Source organism: Cupriavidus necator (assembly GCF_016127575.1).
Taxonomy (GTDB): Bacteria; Pseudomonadota; Gammaproteobacteria; order Burkholderiales; family Burkholderiaceae; genus Cupriavidus; species Cupriavidus necator_D.
Window position 1 is genome coordinate 224,732 of sequence record NZ_CP066018.1, and the last position, 20,210, is coordinate 244,941.

Here is a 20,210-nt window from a genome sequence, read left to right on the forward strand (position 1 = left end):
CTTACGCGCCCTTGCGCTGCTGGCTGGCCAGCGCGGCTTCGACGTAGGCCTTGAACAGCGGGTGGCCGTCACGCGGCGTCGAGGTGAATTCCGGGTGGAACTGCACGCCGACGAACCAGGGGTGCATCGACTCGGGCAGCTCCATCATTTCCGGCAGGTTCTCGGTCGGCGTGCGCGCCGAGATCACCATGCCGGCCTTTTCCAGCGTCGGCACGTAGTGGTTGTTGACCTCGTAGCGGTGACGGTGGCGTTCATTGACCTCGGCGCCGTAGATCGTCGCTGCCTTGGTGCCTTCCTTGACCGGCACGCGCTGGGCGCCCAGGCGCATGGTGCCGCCCAGGTCGGAATCGGCCGAGCGCTGCTCGACCTTGCCTTCGCGGTCCACCCACTCGGTGATCAGCGCGACCACGGGGTGTTCGGTTTCCAGGTTGAACTCGGTCGAGTTGGCATCGGTCATGCCGGCCAGGTGGCGGGCAAACTCGATCACGGCCAGCTGCATGCCCAGGCAGATGCCCAGGTACGGGATCTTGTTCTCGCGGGCGTACTGGATCGCGCGGATCTTGCCTTCCGTGCCGCGCTTGCCGAAGCCGCCCGGCACCAGGATGGCGTCGAGCGGGGCCAGCACTTCGAGGTGGCCCGATTCCAGTTCCTCGGAGTCGATGTACTCGATGTTGACGCGCGTGGCGGTGTGCATGCCGGCGTGGCGCAGGGCCTCGATCAGCGACTTGTACGACTCGGTCAGGTCGACGTACTTGCCGACCATGCCGATGGTGATCTCGTGCTCGGGATTTTCCTGGGCGTTGACCAGCTTCTGCCACATCGACAGGTCGGCGGGCTTGGGATCCAGGCGCAGTTCCTCGCAGATCAGGCGGTCCAGGCCCTGCTCGTTGAGCATCTGCGGGATCTTGTAGATGCTGTCCGCATCCCACACCGAAATCACGGCGTCTTGCGGGATATTGGCGAACAACGAGATCTTGGCGCGCTCGTCGTCCGGGATCGGGCGGTCGGCGCGGCACAGCAGCGCGGTCGGCGAGATGCCGATTTCACGCAGCTTCTGCACCGAGTGCTGGGTCGGCTTGGTCTTGAGCTCGCCAGCGCTGGCAATGAACGGCACCAGCGTCAGGTGCACGAAGGCGCAGTGGTTGCGGCCCATGCGCAGGCTCATCTGGCGCGCGGCTTCCAGGAACGGCAGCGATTCGATGTCACCCACGGTGCCGCCGATTTCCACCAGCGCCACGTCGGCCTTGCCGTCGTGCGACGCCGCGGCGCCCCTTTCGACAAAGGCCTGGATCTCGTTGGTGATATGCGGGATCACCTGCACGGTCTTGCCCAGGTATTCGCCGCGGCGCTCCTTGCGGATCACCGATTCGTAGATCTGGCCCGTGGTGAAGTTGTTCGACTTGCGCATCTTGGCCGAGACGAAACGCTCGTAGTGGCCGAGATCGAGGTCGGTTTCAGCACCGTCTTCCGTGACAAACACCTCGCCATGCTGGAAGGGGCTCATCGTGCCGGGATCGACGTTGATGTAGGGATCTAGCTTGAGGAGGGTGACTTTGAGGCCGCGCGACTCAAGAATGGCCGCGAGCGAGGCAGCAGCGATGCCCTTGCCGAGAGAAGAGACGACGCCACCGGTGACGAAGACGAATTTGGTCATAAACCGAGCTTGCCGGGGAAATCGGGATTATACATGAGAGCCCGATTCCCGCCGACCCGGAAATTGTGACAGCACCCCTCCTCGGCGGGGCTGCAACAGGCCTTCCCGGTGCGTTGCGGCGCATGCGCCGCACCCCGCCTCAGCGCCCCTCGCGGCGCATCGCGCCGATCAGGTCGCGCACCAGCTGCGCCGTCTCCTGCGGCCGCTCCATCGGGTACAGGTGGCCGCCCTCGATAAAGCGCAGATTCGGGCCGACCAGCTTGCGGGTGGCACCCAGCCCACACTGGCGCACCTCGCGCGAACGCGTGCCGGCGACAAAGCCGACCGGCACCGGCGCGCCGCGCGCCACCTTGCGCCCCAGGCTGGTCGGCAGCGTGCGGTAGATCCAGTATTCGACCTCGCGGTCAAAGCGCAGCCGCCGCTCGTTGTCCTTGCCGGTCGGCTCGGTGCCGTGGATGGCGTAGTCGCGCAGCACCTCTTGGTCCCACACCGCGAAGTTGGGCTTGGCGCGGAAGTGTTCCCAGACCGCCTCGGCGTCCGGCCAGTGGGTGCGCCGGTTTTTGGTCACCGCCGCCGGGCCGGGCTTTTCGTCCATGCCGAACATCTGGGCGGTCTTCAGCAGCGACGCGCGCCAGCCGGCAATGATCGGCGAATCCAGCATCACCACGCCGCGCACGCGCTCCGGGCGCCGCAGCGCCGCCATCAGCGACAGGAAGCCGCCCAGCGAATGGCCCACCAGCCACACCGGCTCGTGGTACTGGCGGTCAATCTCGCCGAGCAGCTCCTCCACCAGGTGCGGCCAGCCGCGCGTCACCGGGAATTCAGGCTTGTGCCCGTAGCGGTCCACGGCGCGGAATTCGAAGTCGCCGTCCAGTTCGCCGAACAGCTTGCGGTAGGTGGTCACCGGGAAGCCGTTGGCATGGGAAAAATGAATGATCTCGCGCATCGCTTGTTTCCTCGCCCGGCCTCAGTCCTGGGTACGCGACGGATTGCGCTTGGCGCGCACCGGCTGGCCCCAGCGGTCGGCCTCGCCGGGACGCGCCAGCGAGAATTCCGCGGGCGCGCCGGGATCCCACTCGGGATTGTGGATCTCGCCGAAGACCTGGCGCAGGCGCTGCCCCCAGGTGTCGCGGATCATGCGGAAGTAGGCGTTGCGCTCGTCGATGTTGACGAAGCGCGTCACGCACAGCGTATCGGCCTCATAGACCAGCAGGTCCAGCGGCAGGCCGACCGAGATATTCGACTTGAGCGTCGAATCCATCGAGATCAGCGCGCATTTGGCCCCCTCGGCCAGCGGCAGCGACGGGTGCACCACGCGGTCGATGATGGGCTTGCCGTACTTGGCCTCGCCGATCTGGAAGTAGCAGTTCTCGGGCGTGGCCTCGACAAAATTGCCGGCCGCGTAGATGTTGAACAGCCGCACGCGTTCACCGCGCACCTGGCCGCCGAAGATCAGGCTGACATTGAATTCGATGCCGGCATCGCGCAGCGCATGCGCATCGCGCTTGTGCACCTGGCGCACCGCCTCGCCGACGATGGAAGCGGCCTCGAACATGTCGCGCGCGGTCCACAGCGAGCGCTTCTCGTCATGGTTCTCGGCCAGGATCTGGCGCACCGACTGGCTGATCGCCAGGTTGCCGGCGGTCATCAGCACCATCACGCGGTCGCCGGGCTCTTCGAACACCGTCATCTTGCGCGACGTGGAGATGGCATCTACCCCCGCATTGGTGCGGGAATCGGACAGGAATACCAGGCCGGCATCCAGCCGCATGGCTACACAGTAAGTCATGGTCTTGTTTTGGTGTGCTTTGCGGCGGCCGGAAGTGGCCAGCCGATGGCCTGCATACCCGGGATTCTAGCGCCCGTATTGCGGCACCGCGCCCTGTCTGGAATCAGGCACCTAATCAGGTAAAAAGCGGCGTGATGCTCACATCAACTTCAAGCGTCTCGCCGGAACCCCCTTCCAGGATGCCCCTGACTGGTGCAGCCGACGCATAATCGCGCCCCACCGCGAGGCGTATATGACGCTCGTCGGTCAGGCAGCCGTGGGTGATGTCGACGCTGCACCACACCTCGCGCGCCGGGTCCAGGCATACGTCGGCCCAGGCATGGCTGGCCATCTCGATCGCGGCCGGATCGTAGAAGTATCCGCTCACATAGCGTGCCGGGATACCGAGCGCCCGGCACGCCGCCACCATCACCTGCGCCTGGTCCTGGCACACGCCGCTGCCCAGGCTGAAGGCCTCGGCCGCCGAGGTGCCGACGTCAGTGGTGTTGGGCTTGTAGCGCACCCGCTCCGCAATCCCCTGGGCCAACGCCAGCAGCGCCGGAATCTCGTGCCCGGCCGCCAGGAACGGCGCGGCAAACGCCTGCATCTCCGGCGGAGCCGAGGTCAGTGGCGTGCTGCCGAGGAAGTACAGCGGCGACACCCGGGACTCGCCGGGGGGCGGAGCGTCGCAGAACGCATGGTGGCCGTCCCGGTCGAGGTCGCCATGCGGCGGCAGCACTTCCACCTCGCCGCTGGCTTCGATCGAGATGGTGCCGGTCGGTCCGGCCACCGTGAAGTTGTGCACGATATTGCCGAATCCGTCGCGCGCCGCCGACGGATTGCCAGGCGCGACCAGTTGCCAGCGGTGCACCGTCTGCAGCGGGCCCGAACGCGGCTCGAGCCGCACTTCGTGCACGCTGCGGCGCACCGGCTCGGCGTAGCGGTAAACAGTATGGTGGTGGATCTTGTATTTCACGGTATCAGGGCGCGGCGGCGGCACATGGAGGCTGCCGGCGGCCCATTTCAGGCAGCCAGCAGCGGCACGAGGAAGTCCCGGCTGATGCCATTGCCGAGATCGCCGATGCGCTCCAGGAAGCTGGTCAGGTACGCGTGCAGGCCGACCGCGAAAATATCGTCGATGCGCGCGTACTTCAGGTCGGCGTGGAGTTTACCAGCCTGGCGCTCGGTTTCCGCCGATTGCTGGTTGCGCACCGTATGCAGGATGGCCACCACCTCGTCCATGCTCGACACCAGCGAGCGCGGCATGTCGGGCCGCAGGATCAGCAGCTCGGCCACGCGCTGCGGCGTAATGACCGCGCGATAGACCTTGCGGTAGACCTCGAAGCCCGAGACCGAGCGCAGCACCGCGGCCCAGTGATAGAAATCGTTCTGGTCGCGGTTGGCATCGCTCTCGTCGCTGCCCGATGCCTGGAACTTGACGTCGAGGATCCGCGCGGTGTTGTCGGCGCGCTCCAGGAACGTGCCCAGCCGCATGAAGTGGAAGGCATCGTCCTTGAGCATGGTGCCGAACTGGACCCCGCGCGCCAGGTGCGAGCGGAACTTGACCCATTCGAAGAACGCCGACGGGTCCTCCTTCAGCACGCCGTCGGCGATCAGGCGCTGCACCTCCAGCCAGGTGGTGTTGACGGTCTCCCAGACCTCGGTGGTCAGCGAGCCGCGCACCGCGCGCGCATTCTCGCGCGCCGCGCGCAGGCAGCTCATGATGGACGAGGCGTTGGTCATGTCGCGCACCATGAAGTCGATCACATCGTCGCGCGACAGCAGTCCGTACTTGTGGTCGAAGACATCGGTCAGCTCCGAGATATCGAGCATGGCCCACCAGCCCTGCTCGGCCACCTCGGCCGATTGCGGCAGGAGCGAGGTCTGGTAGTTGACGTCGAGCATGCGCGCGGTGTTCTCCGCGCGCTCGGTATAGCGGGCCATCCAGAACAGGTGGTCGGCGGTGCGGCTCAGCATGTGGGCTCTCCTGGCGTGGCGGCGGTCGCCATGGCGGTCGTTGCGGCGGTCATCATGTGGTTCGCGTTCATCGTTCCAGCACCCAGGTGTCCTTGGTGCCGCCCCCTTGCGAGGAATTCACCACCAGCGAGCCCTCGCGCAGCGCCACGCGGGTCAGCCCGCCAGGCACCATGCGCACCTCCTTGCCCGACAGCACGAACGGGCGCAGGTCGATATGGCGCGGCGCGATGCCCGACTCCACATAGGTCGGGCAGGTCGACAGCGCCAGCGTCGGCTGCGCGATGTACTGCTCCGGGCGCGCCTTCACCACTTCGCGGAAGGCATCGATCTCGGCCCGCGTGGCGGCCGGGCCGACCAGCATGCCGTAGCCGCCGGCGCCGTGGGTCTCCTTGACCACCAGTTCTTCCATATGGTCCAGCACGTACTGCAGGTCGTCCGGGCGCCGGCACATATAGGTCGGCACGTTGCTGAGGATGGCCTCTTCGCCCAGGTAGAAGCGGATCATGTCGGGCACGTACGGATAGATCGACTTGTCGTCGGCCACGCCCGTGCCGATGGCGTTGCAGATGGTCACGTTGCCGGCGCGGTAGACCGACAGCAAGCCGGCCGCGCCCAGCGAGGAATCGTGGCGGAACACCAGCGGGTCGAGGAAGTCGTCGTCGACGCGGCGGTAGATCACGTCGACGCGCTGCGGGCCCTGCGTGGTGCGCATGAACAGGTGGTCGTCCTCGACGAAGAGATCGCTGCCTTCGACCAGTTCCACGCCCATCTGCTGCGCCAGGAAGGCATGCTCGAAGTAGGCCGAGTTGTACATGCCCGGCGTCAGCACCACCACGGTGGGATCGGCAATGGCCTGCGGCGACACCCCGCGCAGCATGTCGAGCAACAGGTCAGGATAGTGGGCCACCGGCGCCACGCGGTTGCGCGCGAACAGGTCCGGGAACAACCGCATCATCATCTTGCGGTTTTCCAGCATGTACGACACGCCCGAGGGCACGCGCAGGTTGTCTTCCAGCACGTAGAACTCGCCCTCGCCGGCGCGCACCACGTCGATGCCGGCCACGTGCGCATAGATGTCGTGCGGCACGTTGACGCCGAGCATCTCGGGCCGGTACTGGGCGTTGTTGTAGATCTGGTCGGGCGGGATCACGCCGGCGCGGATGATGTCCTGGCCGTGGTAGATATCGTGGACAAAGCGGTTGAGCGCGGCCACGCGCTGGCGCAGCCCTTTTTCCAGCAGCGCCCATTCGTTCGCCGGGAAGATGCGCGGGATCACGTCGAACGGAATGGTGCGTTCGGTGCCGCTGTTGGCTTCATCCTTGTCGCCGTAGACGGCAAAGGTAATGCCCACGCGCCGGAAGATCAGGTCGGCCTCGGCGCGCTTGTTGCCCATCGTGCCTTCAGACTGCCGCGCCAGCCAGTCAGCGAAATGCCGGTAATGCGGGCGCACCGCGCCTTCAGGCAACGCCTGCCCCGCCTGGATAACCCATTGCGCCCCGTCCGTGCGCCAGTCCAGCATCTCGTCGAAATACCGCCCCGCCATGATGGCCGTTCCTCCATGTCGCGGGCTTCCGGTGCTACCGCTTCACTGCGACTTCGTGGTCGCTACCGGCTGCCCTGGTTTTGCCCTGGCTTTCCCGTCCCCAGCCCGCCGCGCCTGCCCGTTCGGGACGCTCACGGCGATACTGTCGAGTCACTGGCCCTTTCAGCATACCCGTACCGGCGAAACCCGCAAGCTGGCGGGTGCCGGCCGGCACGGAAAGTGAACTAGCAAGATGTCTGCCAGCGCACGCAAAAACGGCCGCCAGCCAGGCTGGCGGCCGCTTGCGGGCTGCACGGGAACGGGGCCGGCCGGAACGGTCGGCGAGGTCAGCAGGTCAGCGCGCCGCGCCGGCGCCCTGCGGCACCGTGGCCTGCAGGATGGTGGCGACCAGCGCCTCGGGCGACTGGCGGATGTCGAGCACCAGCGCGTCGCTGGGCTCTTCCAGCGTATCGAACTGGCTTTGCAGCAGGTCGGGGTTGAAGAAGTGTTCCGTGCGCGCGGACAGGCGCGTGCCGATCAGCGATGCATCGCCCTTCATGAAGACGAAGGTCACGCCGCCGTCGGGCGGGGTCAGCCGGTCGCGGTAGGCCTGGCGCAGTGCCGAGCAGGTGAACACATGGGTGCGGCCTTCGGCCCGGGCCGCGTCGATGGCGGCGCGCATGGCCGCCAGCCATGGCCAGCGGTCTTCGTCGGTCAGCGGGACGCCAGCGTGCATCTTGGCCTTGTTGGCGTCGCTGTGGAATGCATCGGCGTCATGGAAGCCGCAGCCCAGTCGCTGCGCCAGCAACTGGCCGACCGTGGTCTTGCCGCTGCCGGAAACGCCCATCAGGATATAGATCATGTCTGCTCCGTCGGTCTTGGTATCGGATGGTGTCGCCATCCTTGTCTGTCCTTGTCGGTCCAGCTGGACGTCCTTGCGGCGGCGCAAAGACGTCGGGGGGGCGCTGCCGCCCCGCAGGGAACTTCAGGGGAAAATCGGCCTCAGGCCTGGCTATTGTGCGACGGTTTGCGCCGCTGCGGTACGTTGGCGCCCGCCTGCGCCGGCCCCAACATCCGCCTCGGACAGGTCAAGTGCGCTGCCGCCCTCTTCCGCGATGCGCGCGTGGCGCCGGAACAGGCCGAACAGGCCGCGCCCCAGGCTGAATTGCGCGAAATCGTCGTCCGGCGCCGCGGCCAGCTCGCGCGCCGCGAATTCACGTTCGTCGCCCAGCCACTGCAGCGTGCCGGCAACGGCATCGACACGGATGCGGTCGCCGTCGCGCACGCGCGCGAGCGCGCCGCCGGCCAGCGCCTCGGGGCCAACGTGGATCACCGCCGGCACCTTGCCCGACGCGCCGGACATGCGGCCGTCGGTCACCAGCGCCACCTTGTGGCCGGCGTCCTGCAGCGCGCCCAGCACCGGGGTCAGGCGGTGCAGCTCGGGCATGCCGTTGGCGTTCGGCCCCTGGAAACGCACCACCGCGACCAGGTCGCCGGTCAGCTCGCCCGCATCGAAGGCCGCCTGCAGCGCCTCCTGCGCATCGAACACCCGCACCGGGGCTTCGACCACGCGGTGCTCCGGCGCCACCGCCGAGACCTTGATCACGCCGCGGCCCAGGTTGCCCTGCATCAGCCGCAACCCGCCCTCGGCCGAGAAAGGCTCCGCGACCGTCGCCAGCACCTGCGCGTCGCCGCTGTGCGCCGCGCCGTCGCGCCAGCGCAGCACGCCGTCGGCCATCACCGGCTCCTGCGCATAGCGGGCCAGCCCGGGGCCGGCCACGGTCTGCACGTCCTCATGCAGCAGGCCGGCCTGCAGCAGTTCGCGGATGACGAAACCGGCGCCGCCCGCGGCATGGAAGTGGTTCACATCGGCCGAGCCATTCGGGTAGACGCGCGCCAGCAGCGGCGTGATGCGCGACAGCAGGTCGAAATCGTTCCAGTCGATGACGATGCCCGCGGCGCGCGCCATCGCCACCAGGTGGATGGTGTGGTTGGTGGAGCCGCCGGTCGCCAGCAGGCCGACCATGGCGTTGGCAATGGCGCGCTCGTCGACGATGCGCGCCAGCGGCAGGTATTCGTCGCCGCGCGCGCGCAGGGCGATCGCGCGTTGCGCGGCCGCCGCGGTCAGCGCATCGCGCAGGCCGCTGTCCGGGTGCACGAAGGCCGCGCCCGGCAGGTGCAGGCCCATGATTTCCATCAGGAACTGGTTGCTGTTGGCGGTGCCGTAGAAGGTGCAGGTGCCGGCGCCGTGGTAGGCCTGGCATTCGGCTTCGAGCAGCGCATCGCGCCCGACCTGGCCGGTGGCGTAGAGCTGGCGCACGCGCGCCTTCTCCTTGTTGGGCAGCCCGCTGGCCATCGGGCCCGCCGGCACGAACACCATCGGCAGGTGGCCGAACTGCAGCGCGCCCATCAGCAGGCCGGGCACGATCTTGTCGCACACGCCCAGCATCAGCGCCGCATCAAAGGTGTTGTGCGACAGCGCCACCGCGGTGCCCATCGCAATCGCATCGCGCGAGAACAGCGACAGCTCCATGCCCGGGTTGCCCTGCGTGATGCCGTCGCACATCGCCGGCACGCCGCCCGCCACCTGCGCCACCGCGCCCACCGCGCGCGCGGCCTCGCGGATCACGGCGGGGTAGCGCTCGTACGGCTGGTGCGCCGACAGCATGTCGTTGTACGCGGTGACGATGCCCAGGTTGGGGGCATGGTCGACGCGCAGCTTCAGCTTGTCGTTGGCCGGCAATGCGGCAAAGCCGTGCGCCAGGTTGGCGCAGGACATGCCGCGCAGCGGCCCCAGTTCAGCCTGCGCGCGCTCGCAGCGGGCAAGGTAGGCGGCGCGGCTGGCGCGGCTGCGCGCGACGATGCGCTCGGTGACGGCAAGAAGCTCGGCATGGACGGCAGAAGGCATGGCGGAGACGTTCCTTGTGGGCTTGGTGGCGGCGCGGCAATGCCGCGCCATCGCATGTAGATTTTCTACAGATCGCCGCCATTATACCGAGCGCGAGCACGCCGTCGACCCGCTCATGCATCACAATTGCGCAGAAATTCCCGGAATCAGGGCAAACCCCGAGGGCGGGCGACGCACCATTTCGGGCAAGATGCGGCGCCATCCGATGTAGAATCTCTACATATCCGCAACCCCCGACACTGCCTCCCGCCGCCATGCGCGACCGAATCCTAGCCGTCTACGACACGCTCCGCCCTTCTGAACGCCGCCTGGCCGACTATGTCGCCCGGCATGGCGCCGCCGTGATCCGGCTGTCGATGCCCGAGCTGGCCGAGCGCGCCGGCGTGTCGCAGCCCACCATCGCGCGCTTCTGCGCGGCGCTGGGCTACGACGGCTTCCGCGAATTCAAGCTGCAGTTCGCGCAGAACGTTGGCGGCGGCACGCCCTTCGTGCACCAGGACGTCGCGGCCGACGACCGCCCCGCGGACATCGCCGGCAAGGTCTTCGACCGCACCATTGCCACGCTGATGAGCGTGCGCAATGCGCTGTCGGCCGACCAGATCGAGCATGGCATCCAGCTGCTCGCCGGCGCGCGCCGCATCGAGTTCTACGGCTGCGGCAACTCCGGCATCGTCGCGCTGGATATCCAGCACAAGTTCTTCCGCCTGGGCATGCCGACGGTTGCGTATTCCGACCCGCACGTGTTCAGCATGTCGGCCGCGCTGCTCGCCCGTGGCGACGTGGCCGTGCTGGTCTCCAACAGCGGCCGCACCTGGGACATGCTGACCGCTGCCACGCTGGCGCGCAGCAGCGGCGCCAGCGTGCTGGCAATCACGCACAGCGGCTCGCCGCTGGCGCGGCTGGCTGACGTCTGCGTGTTTTCCGACGTCGAGGAAGACAGCGAGGTCTACACGCCGATGACCTCGCGCATCAGCCACCTGGTGCTGGGCGACGTCCTGGCCGCCGGCGTGGCGCTTGCGCGCGCCGACACCGTCGCCCCCCGCCTGCAGCGCGCCAAGGCGCATCTGCGCGAACGACGCATTGCCGGTGCGGAGCCGGCCCGGCCAGTACCGCCGGCACGAAACCGCGCCAGGCCCGCCGCAGCCGAGCCAGCCACGCCCGCGCTGCCCGCCACCCGCACGCGTCGCCGCAAGGCCAGTTGACGCTAACGCGGCGCCGGCGGTCGCGCCCGCCAGTAGCGCGGCTGCGCCTGCCGGAACACCGACAACGCAAAGCCCCCGGGCGCAGTGTCCATGGTCACCGCGCCGGTTTCATCGGTCCGGTAGCGCAGGACGCCCGCGCGGCCGTAGCGCTCCCACACCTCGCCGCTCGGGTGGCGATAGCGGTTGGCATAACCCAGCTGGAACACCGCCGCCGACGGGCGCACTGCCTCCAGCCAGGCTGCACCGGATGAGGTGCCGCTGCCATGGTGGGCCACCACCAGCACGTCGGCACGCAGCACCTCGGCCGGCAACCTGTCGATCAACGCACGCTCCTGCGCCACGCCGATGTCTCCGGTCAGCAGCAGGCTGTGCGCCGCCGCATCCACGCGCAGCACGCAGCTGCGCGCATTGCTGGCAATGGCTGCCTGCTGCGCCTGCTCCGCGAGCGGATGCAGCACGGTAAAGCGCACGCCGTCCCACTCCCATTGCTGGCCCGCCGCGCATGGCGACCAGTCATTGGCCGCCGACCCAAGCAGAACGTGACCGGCAGGCGCTCCGGTGCTGCGCGCGGACACGGCCACCGCCGCCGTGATGTCCGCCACGCCGCCGGCATGGTCGGTGTCTTCATGGCTGACCATCAGGTGGTCGATCCGGCCAACCCCCTCGCCCCGCAGCAATGGCACCACCACCTGCGCACCGGCGCTGGATCCCGACGCATAAGACGGCCCGGTGTCATACAGCAGCGCATGGGCGCGCGTTCGCACCAGCACCGCCGTGCCCTGCCCCACGTCCAGCATCACCGCGCGGAACTCGCCATGCGCAACCGGCGGGCCGCGCGCCAGCAGCATCGGCAACATCAGCAGCCCGCCGTGCAGGCGCGCGCGCGCGGTGGCGACCGGCGCGACCAGCAGCCCGACACCGAGCGCCGCCAGCACCAGCGCCAACGGCCCCGCGCTGGCCGCTTCCCACATCGCCCATGGCAGCGCCGAAAGCCAGCCCAGCACCGCGGCCAGCGCCACCATAGCCAGGTGGGCCACCGCCAGCACCGGCCCGGCCAGCGCCATCGGCAAGGCGGCGCCGAGCAAAGCCAGCGGCGTCACCAGCAGGCTGACGACCGGGATCGCCACCGCATTGGCCAACGGCGACACCACCGATACCTGGCCGAACAGCAGCAACGTCAGCGGCACCAGCCCGATGGTCACGGCCCACTGCGTGCGCGCCCCGGCGGCGAGCACGGACCGCAGGCGTTGCCAACGCCCTTCCGTCGAAGCATCCCGGCCGGGCCGGGCCGCGAAGAAGATCACGGCCACCGCGCCGAAGGACAGCCAGAAGCCGGGCAACATCACCGCCCACGGATCCAGCAGCAATGCCGCCAGCGCCGCCCACGCCAGCACCACCGAGGCGGGCGGCGCACGCGCACTCCATACCGCAATGGCCGCCACGCAGAGCATGGCCACGGTGCGCAGCGCCGGGACCTGCATGCCGGCCAGCAGGCCGTAAGCCAGCGCACTGGCCACGGCCGCCACCAGCGCGGCCTGCCGGGCCGGCAGCCACAGCGGCAACGGCCGGCGCAGCCAGCGGCCGAGTCCGAACGAATGCCGCCACAACAGCCCGGCAAGCGACGCCGCCATGCCGGCGATCATGGTGATATGCAGCCCGGAGATCGCGACCAGGTGGCTGACGCCGGTGCGCCGGAACAGTTGCCAGTCGTCCGCATCGATACCGCGCTGGTCGCCAATGACCAGCGCGGTCAGCACCGCGCCAAAGCGCGCATCGGCCGGCAGCGCCGCGCGCAGGTGATCGCGCACGGCGGCGCGCACGGCCTCAATGCGCCATGCCAGCCGCTCCGCGGACGCGTCCTGCGGCGGCCCTTGTGCGCGGCGCACATAGCCGGTGGCGCCATAGCCCTGCGCCAGCAGCCAATAGGCGTAGTCAGAACCAAAAGGATTGGCGAGTCCGCGCGGACGCCGCAGGCGCAGGGTCAGCGTGAGGCGCTGCCCGGGACGCAGGTCGGGCGGTGCGCCACGCCAGTTGAGGATCACGCGGCGCGGCAGAGGCTGGCCCGCATCACCCTGCTCCACAGTCAAGGCAAAACGCGTCCCGGTGGCGGCATCCGCCGGCAGCCCCGACACCACGCCGCGCACGTCGAGGTCGCGCGCCTCCAGCGTGGCCGGCAGCCAGTCGCGCATGCGCAGTTCGGCCCGCCAGGCCGCCCAGCAGAAGGCGGCGCCGAACGCCAGCCCGGCAAGCGCCAGGCCATGCAGCACGACGTGCAGGCGCCTGCCCCACAAGGCGATGCCGAGAGCGACCAATGTCAGCGCCACAGCACCGAGGCGCAGGCCATCCTGCGGCGGCAGCATTGACTGCTGCTGCAGCGTCCAGCATCCCGCGACGAAAGCCACCACGAACCAGCGCACCACAACTCTCCTGCGTGTTCTGCACAGAGACGGTTGTACCGCCGCAGTGGGGCTGGAACCTTGTCAGGCTGTCAGGAGGAAGTGAAGTTGTGTGACTGGATTCAGTACAGCACGCCGGTGATTCGGATGGGGTGAGAGCGGGCGCATCGACGAAGTCTGACCGGCGAAGTCCTGTCTACCTCAGGCCCGGTCGTGGCGCCATGCTTTCGGCAAAGGTTCCTAGCCGCGGCATCGCATCCACGGCGTTGCGCCATGTCGCGTGCGCCAGCGTCATCGCATCGATGCCGCGCAATTCAGCCATCACACGCGCCACGCCCGCCACCTCCGCCGGCGTGTTGCGCGCCTTGTGCTGTTCGCCGAACTGATCGTCAGACAGCCACGCCGGCGCCATGTCGGGTGCGTCGGTTTCCAGCACCAGCGCCTCCAGCGGCAGCTCCGTCGCCAGCCGGCGGATCTGCCGCGCACGGCTGAAAGTGACGTTGCCGCCGAAGCCGAGCTTCAGGCCCTGCTCGACAAAGCGCCGCGCCTGTTCATTGCTGCCGTTGAAGGCGTGGGCAATGCCGCGCTTCACGCCCAGCTTGCGCAGTTGCGCGCCAACCTGGTCCTGCGACTTGCGCACATGCAGCAGCACCGGCAGGTCAAATTCGCGCGCAATCTTCAGTTGCTCCGCGTAGAGCCAGGTCTGGTGCTCAGCATCCAGCCCCGCGACGAAGAAGTCGAGCCCGATCTCGCCGATGCCGACAAAGCGCGGGTCGCCCATGCTCGCCGCCACCTCGCGCCGCAGCGTGTCAAGGTCGGCCTGGCCGGCGCCGGGCGAGCACAGCGGATGGATGCCGAGTGCATAGACGCAGCGCACATCGTGGCGCGCCAGCGCGCGCACGGCCTCGAAGTTCCACGCTGCCACCGCCGGCACCACGATGCCGCGCACGCCGGCGGCCTCGGCCGCGTCGGCCACCTGCTGGCGGTCAGCGTCGAACTCGCTGGCGTCGAGGTGGCAGTGGGTGTCGATCCACATGGGCCGGCCCGCTCAGCGTTCCTGGTGCAGGTGCCCGTCGCGCAGCCGCAGCACGCGATCGCAGCGTCCGGCCAGGTCCAGGTCATGGGTGACGATGATGAAGCTGGTGCCGAGCGTGCGCGACAGTTCCAGCATCAGGTCATAGACGCCGCCGGCGGTGTGGTCGTCGAGGTTGCCGGTGGGTTCGTCGGCCAGCACGCAGGCCGGCTGCCCCACCAGCGCGCGCGCGATCGCCACGCGCTGGCGCTCGCCGCCGGACAGCTCGCCCGGGCGGTGCTTCGCGCGCCCGCCCAGGCCCACGCGCTCCAGCATGGCCTGCGCCACGCCGCGCGCGTCATGCTGGGTCAGGCCGCGGATGCGCATCGGCATGGCCACGTTGTCCAGCGCGGTGAATTCCGGCAGCAGGTGGTGGAACTGGTAGACGAAGCCCAGCTGGCGGTTGCGCACCACGTTGCGCTCGCGCTCGCGCAGCGCCGTGAAGGGCTTGCCGAGCAGCGCGACGCGGCCGGAGTCGGGCTCATCCAGCCCGCCCAGCACATGCAGCAGCGTGCTCTTGCCCGAGCCCGAGGCGCCGACGATGGCAACTTTCTCGCCGGCATCGACGCGCACATCGACGCCGCGCAGCACGTCCACGTCGAGTTCGCCCTGGCGGAAACGCTTGGTCAGGCCCTCGGCCACCAGCACCGGCGAGCCGGTGCGCGGCTGGTCCGCGGCGGGCGTGGGGGTCTCGGCATGCAACACGGCTTCACTCATAGCGCAGCGCCTCCGCCGGGTTGACGCGGGCGGCACGCCAGCTGGGATAGAGCGTGGCCAGCGTGGCCAGCACGAAGGAGATGATGCCGATGGTGGCGATGTCGTTCACGCGGGGATCCGAAGGCAGTTCGCTGATGAAATAGATGTCGCGCGGCAGGAACTGCACGTGCAGCAGCCGCTCGATGAAAGGCACGATCACGTCGATATTGGTGGCGATCAGCGTGCCGCCGGCCACGCCCAGGACGGTGCCGATAAAGCCGATGGCCACGCCCTGCACGATAAAGATCTTCATGATCGAGCCCGGCTGCGCGCCCATGGTGCGCAGGATGGCGATATCGGCCTGCTTGTCGGTGACGGTCATCACCAGGGTCGACACCAGATTGAACGCGGCCACCGCGATGATCAGCGTCAGGATGATGAACATCATGCGCTTCTCGGTCTGCACCGCGGCAAACCAGTTGCGGTTCTGCTTGGACCAGTCGCGCAGGTAGAGCTCGCCCGACATGGTGCCGGCCAGCTCGTTGGCCACCTGCGGCGCGCGCTGCATGTCCTGCAGCTTCAGGCGCACGCCGGTGGGGCCGCTCAGGCGGAACAGGGTCTCGGCGTCATGCATGTTGACCAGCGCCAGCGCGCTGTCGAACTCGAAGTGCCCGGACGAGAACACGCCCACCACGGTGAACTGCTTGAGCCGCGGCAGCACGCCCGCCGGCGTGATGGTGCCCTGCGGCGCCACCAGCGTGACCTTGTCGCCGACCTGCACGCCCATGGCGTTGGCCAGCTCGTTGCCCAGCGCGATGCCGAAGCCGCCTGGCTCCAGCGCCGTCATGCTGCCGGCCCGGAACTGGCTGCCGATGTCGGAGACCTTGGGCTCCTGCGACGGCTCCACGCCGCGCAGCAGCACGCCGCGCACGGCGTCGTCGCGGGTCAGCATGGCCTGGGCCGCGACATAGGGCGCGGCGCCGGTCACTTCCTTGTTCTGCAAGGCCTCGGCCGCGGTCTTCTGCCAGTCCGGCAGCGCCGACGGGCCGATCACTTCGATATGCGCCAGCACCGACAGCATGCGGTCGCGCACTTCCTTCTGGAAGCCGTTCATCACCGACAGCACCACGATCAGCGCGGCCACGCCAAGGGCGATCCCGAACATCGAGATCATCGAGATGAACGAAATGAAGGTGTTGCGGCTGGCGCGCTTGCTTGCGCGGGTGTATCGCCAGCCGATCTGCCACTCGTAGGGAAAGTTCAAGAGGATTCCTGTTGTTTCGGGAAAGCGCCGGTGCCCGGTGGAGGGGCGCCGGCGGCACGCATGCGGGCCATCGGGTGCGCCGCCTGCCTCTCGCAAGACTGGCGCCGGCCAGCCGGGAGTTTACAATCTCGCCACCATGATGACGCACCTGACCCTGATTGTGCCCTTTTCCGTCCCGCCGGGCGCCGGCGACGACGGCCGGGACGATGTCGTCCCCGGCGCGCTGCTGCGGCAGTTGGAGCTGCCCGCGCTCGGAAAGTTGCTGACCCGGGCCGAGCCCGGCCCGCGCGAGCGGCATGACGACCCCTTCCTGCGCAGCCTGCCGCAGGAGCGCTGGCTGGCCGGCAAGGCGGGGTTGGACCCGGTCCGGGTGCCGCTGGCGCCCTATATGCGGCTGGCCGACAGTGGCGGCGCCGTCCCCGCCACCCCCGATGGCCAGTCCTGGACCTGCCTGCAGCCGGTGCACATCCACGCCGCGCGCGATCACCTGGTGCTGATGCCGCCCGCCCAGCTGGGCATCCGGCCGCAGGAAGCCGCGGCCCTGCGCGCCGCCATCGACGAACTGCTGCTGGAATCGGGCATCGCGCTGGAATCACCCTGCCCGCAGCGCTGGTACCTGCCCGAAGCCGTATTCGGCCCGCTGGAGGCGACCACGCCGCTGCGCGCGGCGGGCCGCAATATCGATATCTGGATGCAGGCCGGCAAACGCGCCCGCGACTGGCGCCGCCTGCAGAACGAGATCCAGATGACCTGGTACGACCACCGCGTCAACCAGGCCCGCGAGGCCGCCGGCGAGGCGCCGGTCAATTCGGTCTGGCTGTACGGCGGCGGCGCGCTGCAGCCGGTGCCGCGGCTGGCCGATACGGTGCTGAGCAACGATCCCTTCCTGAGCGGGCTGGCCCTGGCCGCGGGCAGCCGCGTGCTGCCGGTGCCGGCCGGCCTGGCTGGCGCCAGCGCGGTGCAGGGCACGGTGCTGGCCATGCTCGACAGCGCCACCGAAGCGCATATCGCCGAAGACTGGGGCCTGTGGCTGGACTGCATGCATGCGCTGGATGCCGACTGGTTCGCGCCGGCACTGGAAGCACTGGTGGCCGGCCAGGTCGGCGCCATCACGCTGGTGCTGGCCGGCGAGAATCACTTTGCCGAGTTCACCGTGCGCCGTGCCGACCTGCGCAAGTTCTGGCGCGGAATGGGCCAGCGCGGCGACTGGCGCGCACTGCTGTCCGACCTCGCCTATGCCGCATAAAGCCGCCTGACACGCGCCGCCCCTACTGAAACATCACCTGCCGCCCCGCCCATGACCCGGATCGCCATCCGCCAATACTCTCCCGAACACGCCAGCTCGCTGGCGGCCGCCGGCCTGCACCCCACGCTGGCGCGCATCCTGGCCGCGCGCGGCGTGGCGCGCGCGGCCGAGCTGGCCACCGACCTGCCCGAACTGGTGCCGCCCGCGGCCATGAAGGGCATCGGCCACGCCGCAGCCTACCTGGCCGACGCCATCGCCGCCGGCAAGCGCCTGCTGATCGTGGCCGACTATGACTGCGACGGCGCCACCGCCTGCGCGGTGGGCGTGCGCGGGCTGCGCATGCTGGGCGCGCGGGTGGAATACATCGTGCCGAACCGCTTCGAGTACGGCTACGGCCTGACCCCGGAGATCGTGGCGCTGGCGGCCAGGCAGCAGCCGGACGTGATCGTCACGGTCGACAACGGCATCGCCAGCGTCGACGGGGTGGCTGCGGCCAATGCGCTGGGCATCGACGTGGTGGTGACCGACCACCACCTGCCGGGGTCGGAGCTGCCGCAGGCCGCGGTGATCGTCAACCCGAACCAGCCGGGCTGCGAATTCCCCAGCAAGAACCTGGCGGGCGTGGGCGTGATGTTCTACGTGCTGCTGGCGCTGCGCGCCGAACTGCGCCAGCGCGGCGTCTATACCCAGGCCACGCAGCCGCCGCTGCAGACGCTGCTGGACCTGGTGGCGCTGGGCACGGTGGCCGACGTGGTCAAGCTGGATACCAACAACCGCATCCTGGTGGCACAGGGCCTGCGCCGCATGCGCGCAGGACGGATGCAGCCGGGCGTGGCGGCGCTGTTCCGCGCCGCCGGGCGCGAGGCGGCGCGCGCCAATACCTTCGACCTGGGTTTCGGGCTGGGTCCGCGCCTGAACGCGGCCGGCCGGCTGGCGGACATGTCGCTGGGCATTGAATGCCTGCTGACGGAAGATGCCAACCGCGCATGGGAGATCGCGCAGGAGCTGGACAGCATGAACCGCGAGCGGCGCGACATCGAGGCCGGCATGCAGCAGGAGGCGCTGCAGATCCTGGAGCAGCCGCTGGCCGGCCCGGACCCCTCAGCGCGCTTCACCGTCAGCGTGTTCAACGACACCTGGCACCAGGGCGTGATCGGCATCGTGGCGTCGCGTCTGAAAGACAAGTTCCACCGCCCCACCATCACCTTCGCCCCGGGCGACGAGACCACCGTCAAGGGCTCGGGCCGCTCGATCCCCGGCTTCCACCTGCGCGATGCGCTTGACCTGGTGTCCAAGCGCCATCCCGGCATGCTGCTCAAGTTCGGCGGCCACGCCATGGCGGCCGGGCTGACCGTGCGCGCCGAGCGTTTTGCCGAGTTCCAGGAGGCCTTCGAGGCGGTCGGCCGCGAATGGCTGACCGACGACCAGCTGGCGCGCGTGATCGAGACCGATGGCGATATCGAGGACCAGTGCTTCAGCCCGGAATTCGTCACCCTGCTGGAGCAGCAGGTATGGGGCCAGGGCTTCCCAGCGCCGACCTTCTGCGGCGAGTTCGACGTGCTGCGCCAGAGCGTGCTCAAGGGCAAGCACCTGAAGCTGCAGCTCGGGCGCGGCAGCCAGCGCCTCGACGCGATCTGGTTCAACCATGCCGACTCGCTCGGCGCCAGCGCACAGGTGGCCTACCGGCTCGACAACAACACCTTCAACGGCGTCACCCGCGTGCAGCTGGTGATCGAACACGCGCAGTAGCGTGCTCCCGGGGGCTCCCCCCCGTTCAGCCCCGCGACGGCAGGTAGGCAGCGGGATCCACTGGCTTGCCGTTGCCGCGCACCTCGAAGTGCAGCTCGCTCGGGCTCGCGCCCATGCGGCCCACGTCCTGCCCTGCCGAGACCTGGGCGCCTTCCGTGACCAGCGGCTGGTCCAGGTTGCCGTAGACGGTCAGCCAGTCGTCGCTGTGCTTGACGATCACCAGCATGCCGTAGCCGCGCAGGTTGCCGACGTGGATGGCGCGCCCGGCGGCGGCGGCGCGCACCGCGCCGTTGGCCGGCACAGCGATGCTCAGGCCCTTGCTGGCCGGCGGCGCGAAGCCGGCGGTGACGCGCCCGTCGGCCGGCCATTGCAGGCGGATGCTGCTGGCGGGCGGCCGGGAGGCCGGGCCGCTGTCGACACGCGGGGTATCGGTCACGGCCTGGCCGGCCGAAGCACTGCCTGAGGCACCACCCGGCGGCCGCACGCGGATCAGCTGGCCCACCTCGATCTGGCTGGGGCTGGTGATGTCGCTGTTCCAGCGGGTCAGGTCGCGTACGCTGCGGCGGTGCTTGCGCGCGATCGAATACAGCGTGTCGCCGCGCTCGACGCGGTAGTAGCCGTCCGGCACGGGACCGCCCGTGGTGCCGCAGCCGGCCGCGACCGCGGCCGCGGCGGCCAGCAGCAGGCCCAGCGCGCGGCGCCGGCCTGGTTCGATGTCATGTCTGGTTTGCGTCATTCGTCCCTGTTCTTTGTCGT

Annotated in this window: 17 protein-coding genes; 4 read left to right on the forward strand and 13 right to left on the reverse strand. The window is 69.1% G+C overall.

Annotation, left to right across the window (positions count from 1 at the left end):
- Position 1 precedes the first annotated feature (1 nt).
- The 8 genes from I6H87_RS01080 to edd form a co-directional block, all read right to left on the reverse strand.
- Positions 2-1,654, reverse strand: a complete 1,653-nt coding sequence (locus I6H87_RS01080) for a CTP synthase (protein ID WP_010808999.1) — start codon at positions 1,652-1,654, stop codon at positions 2-4.
- A 139-nt stretch (positions 1,655-1,793) separates the two neighbouring features.
- Positions 1,794-2,600 (reverse strand): alpha/beta fold hydrolase, encoded by an 807-nt coding sequence (locus I6H87_RS01085; RefSeq protein ID WP_010809000.1) that lies wholly within the window; start codon positions 2,598-2,600, stop codon positions 1,794-1,796.
- Between the two features lie 21 nt (positions 2,601-2,621).
- Positions 2,622-3,443, reverse strand: a complete 822-nt coding sequence (locus I6H87_RS01090) for a proteasome-type protease (protein WP_010809001.1) — start codon at positions 3,441-3,443, stop codon at positions 2,622-2,624.
- A gap of 115 nt (positions 3,444-3,558) precedes the next feature.
- Positions 3,559-4,398, reverse strand: coding sequence for a transglutaminase family protein (locus I6H87_RS01095; protein WP_193385847.1), 840 nt, complete (start codon positions 4,396-4,398; stop codon positions 3,559-3,561).
- Between the two features lie 47 nt (positions 4,399-4,445).
- Complete coding sequence (locus I6H87_RS01100) at positions 4,446-5,399, reverse strand: alpha-E domain-containing protein (protein WP_010809003.1); 954 nt, start codon at positions 5,397-5,399, stop codon at positions 4,446-4,448.
- 67 nt (positions 5,400-5,466) lie between these two features.
- A complete protein-coding gene (locus tag I6H87_RS01105) occupies positions 5,467-6,942 on the reverse strand; it encodes a circularly permuted type 2 ATP-grasp protein (protein ID WP_010809004.1) in 1,476 nt (491 codons plus the stop codon).
- Between the two features lie 334 nt (positions 6,943-7,276).
- Entirely contained in the window at positions 7,277-7,783 is a 507-nt protein-coding gene (locus tag I6H87_RS01110; protein ID WP_037024362.1) for a gluconokinase, read from the reverse strand.
- A 150-nt stretch (positions 7,784-7,933) separates the two neighbouring features.
- On the reverse strand, positions 7,934-9,829 hold the full coding sequence (edd, locus tag I6H87_RS01115) for a phosphogluconate dehydratase (RefSeq protein WP_011614918.1): 1,896 nt from the start codon (positions 9,827-9,829) through the stop codon (positions 7,934-7,936).
- Here edd and I6H87_RS01120 point away from each other — a divergent pair.
- Positions 9,828-10,040 (forward strand): hypothetical protein, encoded by a 213-nt coding sequence (locus tag I6H87_RS01120; RefSeq protein ID WP_136227752.1) that lies wholly within the window; start codon positions 9,828-9,830, stop codon positions 10,038-10,040. The two genes, edd and I6H87_RS01120, sit on opposite strands and share 2 nt — an antisense overlap.
- Before the next feature lie 43 nt (positions 10,041-10,083).
- Positions 10,084-11,031 (forward strand): MurR/RpiR family transcriptional regulator, encoded by a 948-nt coding sequence (locus tag I6H87_RS01125; protein WP_011614917.1) that lies wholly within the window; start codon positions 10,084-10,086, stop codon positions 11,029-11,031.
- Positions 11,032-11,033: 2 nt separating this feature from the next.
- On the opposite strand, the gene I6H87_RS01130 is transcribed toward I6H87_RS01125, so the two are convergent.
- The 4 genes from I6H87_RS01130 to I6H87_RS01145 form a co-directional block, all read right to left on the reverse strand.
- Entirely contained in the window at positions 11,034-13,448 is a 2,415-nt protein-coding gene (locus I6H87_RS01130; RefSeq protein WP_011614916.1) for a DNA internalization-related competence protein ComEC/Rec2, read from the reverse strand.
- Positions 13,449-13,623: 175 nt separating this feature from the next.
- Positions 13,624-14,463 carry a TatD family hydrolase gene (locus I6H87_RS01135; RefSeq protein WP_010809009.1) on the reverse strand — a complete coding sequence of 280 codons (840 nt, stop codon included), beginning with the start codon at positions 14,461-14,463 and terminating at the stop codon, positions 13,624-13,626.
- Between the two features lie 12 nt (positions 14,464-14,475).
- Complete coding sequence (lolD, locus tag I6H87_RS01140) at positions 14,476-15,216, reverse strand: lipoprotein-releasing ABC transporter ATP-binding protein LolD (RefSeq protein WP_011614915.1); 741 nt, start codon at positions 15,214-15,216, stop codon at positions 14,476-14,478.
- On the reverse strand, positions 15,209-16,459 hold the full coding sequence (locus I6H87_RS01145; protein WP_010809011.1) for a lipoprotein-releasing ABC transporter permease subunit: 1,251 nt from the start codon (positions 16,457-16,459) through the stop codon (positions 15,209-15,211). Before I6H87_RS01145 ends, lolD begins: the two co-directional genes overlap by 8 nt.
- Before the next feature lie 136 nt (positions 16,460-16,595).
- Here I6H87_RS01145 and I6H87_RS01150 point away from each other — a divergent pair, with 136 nt between their 5' ends.
- Both I6H87_RS01150 and recJ read left to right on the forward strand, forming a co-directional pair.
- The gene (locus I6H87_RS01150) at positions 16,596-17,705 is read left to right on the forward strand and encodes a hypothetical protein (protein ID WP_011614914.1); all 1,110 of its coding nucleotides are present in this window, start codon (positions 16,596-16,598) and stop codon (positions 17,703-17,705) included.
- Between the two features lie 51 nt (positions 17,706-17,756).
- Entirely contained in the window at positions 17,757-19,454 is a 1,698-nt protein-coding gene (recJ, locus tag I6H87_RS01155; RefSeq protein WP_010809013.1) for a single-stranded-DNA-specific exonuclease RecJ, read from the forward strand.
- 25 nt (positions 19,455-19,479) lie between these two features.
- On the opposite strand, the gene I6H87_RS01160 is transcribed toward recJ, so the two are convergent.
- Positions 19,480-20,190, reverse strand: coding sequence for a peptidoglycan DD-metalloendopeptidase family protein (locus I6H87_RS01160; protein ID WP_010809014.1), 711 nt, complete (start codon positions 20,188-20,190; stop codon positions 19,480-19,482).
- Positions 20,191-20,210 lie beyond the last annotated feature (20 nt).

Excerpts from the sequence above, each read along its gene's own strand:
- I6H87_RS01080 (WP_010808999.1), bottom strand. The coding sequence starts at position 1,654 with ATGACCAAATTCGTCTTCGTCACCGGTGGCGTCGTCTCTTCTCTCGGC.
- I6H87_RS01085 (WP_010809000.1), bottom strand. The coding sequence starts at position 2,600 with ATGCGCGAGATCATTCATTTTTCCCATGCCAACGGCTTCCCGGTGACC.
- I6H87_RS01090 (WP_010809001.1), bottom strand. The coding sequence starts at position 3,443 with ATGACTTACTGTGTAGCCATGCGGCTGGATGCCGGCCTGGTATTCCTG.
- I6H87_RS01100 (WP_010809003.1), bottom strand. The coding sequence starts at position 5,399 with ATGCTGAGCCGCACCGCCGACCACCTGTTCTGGATGGCCCGCTATACC.
- I6H87_RS01105 (WP_010809004.1), bottom strand. The coding sequence starts at position 6,942 with ATGGCGGGGCGGTATTTCGACGAGATGCTGGACTGGCGCACGGACGGG.
- I6H87_RS01110 (WP_037024362.1), bottom strand. The coding sequence starts at position 7,783 with ATGATCTATATCCTGATGGGCGTTTCCGGCAGCGGCAAGACCACGGTC.
- I6H87_RS01120 (WP_136227752.1), top strand. The coding sequence starts at position 9,828 with ATGGCGGAGACGTTCCTTGTGGGCTTGGTGGCGGCGCGGCAATGCCGC.
- edd (WP_011614918.1), bottom strand. The coding sequence starts at position 9,829 with ATGCCTTCTGCCGTCCATGCCGAGCTTCTTGCCGTCACCGAGCGCATC.
- I6H87_RS01125 (WP_011614917.1), top strand. The coding sequence starts at position 10,084 with ATGCGCGACCGAATCCTAGCCGTCTACGACACGCTCCGCCCTTCTGAA.
- I6H87_RS01135 (WP_010809009.1), bottom strand. The coding sequence starts at position 14,463 with ATGTGGATCGACACCCACTGCCACCTCGACGCCAGCGAGTTCGACGCT.
- lolD (WP_011614915.1), bottom strand. The coding sequence starts at position 15,216 with ATGAGTGAAGCCGTGTTGCATGCCGAGACCCCCACGCCCGCCGCGGAC.
- I6H87_RS01150 (WP_011614914.1), top strand. The coding sequence starts at position 16,596 with ATGATGACGCACCTGACCCTGATTGTGCCCTTTTCCGTCCCGCCGGGC.
- recJ (WP_010809013.1), top strand. The coding sequence starts at position 17,757 with ATGACCCGGATCGCCATCCGCCAATACTCTCCCGAACACGCCAGCTCG.
- I6H87_RS01160 (WP_010809014.1), bottom strand. The coding sequence starts at position 20,190 with ATGACGCAAACCAGACATGACATCGAACCAGGCCGGCGCCGCGCGCTG.